We start from the raw sequence: 2,844 nt of genomic DNA on the forward strand, positions 1-2,844 counted from the left end.
GCTGGAAGATGATCCCCGGCGACGCGTCGGCCATAGTGCGGAAAGCCTGCGCTTCATCGCCCGCATGGCTCTCCAGCGTCCAGCAATACTGGACGAATTGGCCGAGGGCGGGCGGCGGGGGAAGAAGGCGGTAAATCATCTCAGACAAATATATCGAAATAATGTGTCGTAAATACCCCGCTAATTTGTCGATAATACAACCCGTGCAGAAGCGGGAATCCCGGTAGCTTTACATCATGCCCGAACTGCCCAAACTATTGCTTTATTCTTTGTCCATCAACGAGCGCCAGTACAGCGCGCTGGACAATCTGGTGGGAAAGGAAACTTCCGCGATCCGGATTGCTTTCATCGAAAACGCCGCCGATGTGATACCCGGTTCGGAGCCATGGGTGCGCTCCATCCGCAATGCATTCATCCGCCGCGGCTACCAGGTGGAGCCTATTGACCTGCGTGTGTGGCGGCAGCGCCCGGCGCAGTTACAGCAGCGGCTGGCTTCGAAAGACGTGATCTGGCTGGGCGGCGGCAATACGTATTACCTGCGCTGGATACTGAAAACCAGCGGGGCCGACGGGATGATCCAGCGCCTCGTGCGCGAAGGCAAAGTTTTCTGCGGCTGGAGCGCCGGCGCCATCGTAGCCGGGCCCACCATCGAGTATTTCGAAGCGATGGATAACGTGGAAGATGCCCCGGAGATCGTCCTGGACGGGCTTTGCCTCACGCCCATCACCATCATCCCCCATATCGACAATGCCGATTTCATCGAAGGCGCCCATATGGCCAACATGCAGCTGCAGGCGGCGGGGTACAGCACCCTCCCGCTGGGCGATACCGAAGCCCTGGTGATCGACGGCAGCCACCAGCGGATCATCGATTAGTTGTTTTAGCAGATTTAGCAGGAAATCCGGGTAATTGTGTTAATTTCCCGCTGTTTATATGTGGAAGGATATGATGATAATTCCTGAAATAGAACTGCGGACCGTTAACGTGACCCGTTACGTGACGCCCCTGCGCGAAGGCGGCTCCCTGCCGGCCATCGCCGAGGCGGACGACGGATTTCTATACGTGCTGAAATTCCGGGGCGCCGGACAGGGCGTGAAATCGCTCATCGCCGAGCTGATCGGCGGGGAGATAGCGAGAACCCTGGGGCTGCGGGTGCCTGAGCTCGTTTTCGCCAACCTCGACGAAGCCTTCGGCCGAACGGAGGCCGACGAAGAAATCCAGGACCTCCTCAAAGCCAGCACCGGCCTCAACCTGGCGCTGCATTACCTTTCCGGCTCCGTCACTTTCGACCCCAACGCCGCTGAAGTTGATCCGCTCCTGGCGTCGAAAATCGTTTGGCTCGACTGCCTGCTGACCAATGTGGACCGTACGGCGCGGAATACCAATATGCTCTGGTGGAACCGCGAATTGTGGCTCATCGACCATGGCGCATCTTTATATTTCCATCATTCGTGGGACAACTGGGAGGAGCAATCGCTCAAGCCGTTCGTCCAGGTGAAAGACCATGTGTTGCTCCCTTATGCTTCGCAGCTGAAGGAAGCCGACGCGGAACTGCGGGCTTTGCTCACACCTGAGCGCATCCGTGCGGTGACGAAACTGTTGCCTGATTCCTGGCTGACGACCCACGGGGAGTCGCCCGAAGCGGTGCGCGACATCTATACCCGGTTTCTTGCCAACCGGCTGGCCCATGCCGATAACTTTTTAAACCAAGCCCTGCATGCCCGAAATGCCCTTATATGAGTACGCCGTGATCCGCGTGGTGCCGAAGGTGGAGCGGGAGGAGTTCATGAACGTGGGCGTGATCCTGCTCTGCAAGCAGAAAAGGTACCTGGGATGCATCATCACCCTGAATGAGGAAAGGCTGAAAGCTTTCAGCCCGGAACTGGATTTCGGGGAGCTGAAGGCATTTGCCGCGGGGTTCGAGAAAACCTGCCGGGGAGAAGGCCCGATCGGCCAGTTGGATGCGGCGAGCCGCTTCCGTTGGCTGACGGCCATGCGCAGCACGATTTTACAGACATCGCGGGTGCACCCGGGGCTGTGCAACGGTCCGGAGGATACACTGGAAAGGCTGCACCGCGAGCTGGTGCTGTAACCGAATTCCCGAACGGCCTAATTGCCAAATAATGAGTAGCTTTGCACGTTTTACTATAGCTAAAGTACATGAAGACATATTTCCGGCTTTTATCGTTTGCCAGACCGATTGAGAAATACGCTATACCCTATATACTTTTCACTATTGTGGCGGTTGTTTTCGGCACGCTCAACCTGGCGTTGGTAGCGCCCCTGCTGACAACGCTCTTCAAGCAGCCCGCTGCCGGCGAAACCGTTGCCGTGGCAACACCACTCCCCGCTGAGCCCCCTTCCGCGTTTGACCTGATCGCTTTCATGAATTATTACGCCCAGAAGTTCAATGACGACTTCGGCCTGATGACGACGCTGAAATACGTTTGCGCCGTGATCGTGATTTCCGTGATCATCAGCAATATTTTCAAATATCTCGGGGAGCGGACGATGGAGAACCTCCGCATCCACACCCTGCTCAACCTCCGCAAATCCGTTTTCAACAACGTCATGAGCCTGGATATCGCTTATTTCAACAACGAAAGGAAAGGCGATATCATTTCCAAAGTGGCTTCAGACGTGCAGGTGGTGCAGTTTTCCGTGACCAGCACCCTGCAGGTGGTGTTCAAAGAGCCGCTGCAGCTGATCGCCTACCTGGTAATGTTGTTTATGATTTCGGTGAAACTGACGCTGTTTTCCATGCTCGTGATCCCGGTGGCCGGCTGGCTGATCTCCCGGATCGTGAAAAGGCTCAAAGCCCAGGCGGCGGAATAGCATTCCACT

5 protein-coding genes are annotated in these 2,844 nt (G+C 56.4%); 4 read left to right on the top strand and 1 reads right to left on the bottom strand.

Features of this window, described 5'->3' with window-relative positions; genetic code table 11:
* A partial coding sequence (locus Q0510_RS24910; RefSeq protein WP_366941021.1) for a DUF6597 domain-containing transcriptional factor occupies positions 1-139 on the bottom strand: 139 nt, incomplete at its 3' end.
* Between the two features lie 97 nt (positions 140-236).
* On the opposite strand from Q0510_RS24910, the gene Q0510_RS21380 reads away from it, so the two are divergent.
* The 4 genes from Q0510_RS21380 (at position 237) to Q0510_RS21395 (ending at position 2,835) form a co-directional block, all read left to right on the top strand.
* A complete protein-coding gene (locus Q0510_RS21380) occupies positions 237-875 on the top strand; it encodes a Type 1 glutamine amidotransferase-like domain-containing protein (RefSeq protein ID WP_298716154.1) in 639 nt (212 codons plus the stop codon).
* A gap of 70 nt (positions 876-945) precedes the next feature.
* Complete coding sequence (locus Q0510_RS21385) at positions 946-1,740, top strand: HipA family kinase (RefSeq protein ID WP_298716156.1); 795 nt, start codon at positions 946-948, stop codon at positions 1,738-1,740.
* Positions 1,718-2,092: a DUF3037 domain-containing protein gene (locus Q0510_RS21390; protein ID WP_298716158.1), complete on the top strand. Its 375-nt coding sequence runs from the start codon at positions 1,718-1,720 to the stop codon at positions 2,090-2,092. The genes Q0510_RS21385 and Q0510_RS21390 overlap by 23 nt, the downstream gene beginning before the upstream one ends.
* 146 nt (positions 2,093-2,238) lie before the next feature.
* The gene (locus Q0510_RS21395) at positions 2,239-2,835 is read left to right on the top strand and encodes an ABC transporter transmembrane domain-containing protein (RefSeq protein ID WP_298716160.1); all 597 of its coding nucleotides are present in this window, start codon (positions 2,239-2,241) and stop codon (positions 2,833-2,835) included.
* Positions 2,836-2,844 lie beyond the last annotated feature (9 nt).

The organism is uncultured Chitinophaga sp., from assembly GCF_937874145.1.
GTDB lineage: Bacteria > Bacteroidota > Bacteroidia > Chitinophagales > Chitinophagaceae > Chitinophaga.

Bases quoted from the DNA above. Each gene is read 5' to 3' on its own strand.
- Q0510_RS21380 (WP_298716154.1), top strand. From the start codon at position 237: ATGCCCGAACTGCCCAAACTATTGCTTTATTCTTTGTCCATCAACGAG.
- Q0510_RS21385 (WP_298716156.1), top strand. From the start codon at position 946: ATGATGATAATTCCTGAAATAGAACTGCGGACCGTTAACGTGACCCGT.
- Q0510_RS21390 (WP_298716158.1), top strand. From the start codon at position 1,718: ATGCCCGAAATGCCCTTATATGAGTACGCCGTGATCCGCGTGGTGCCG.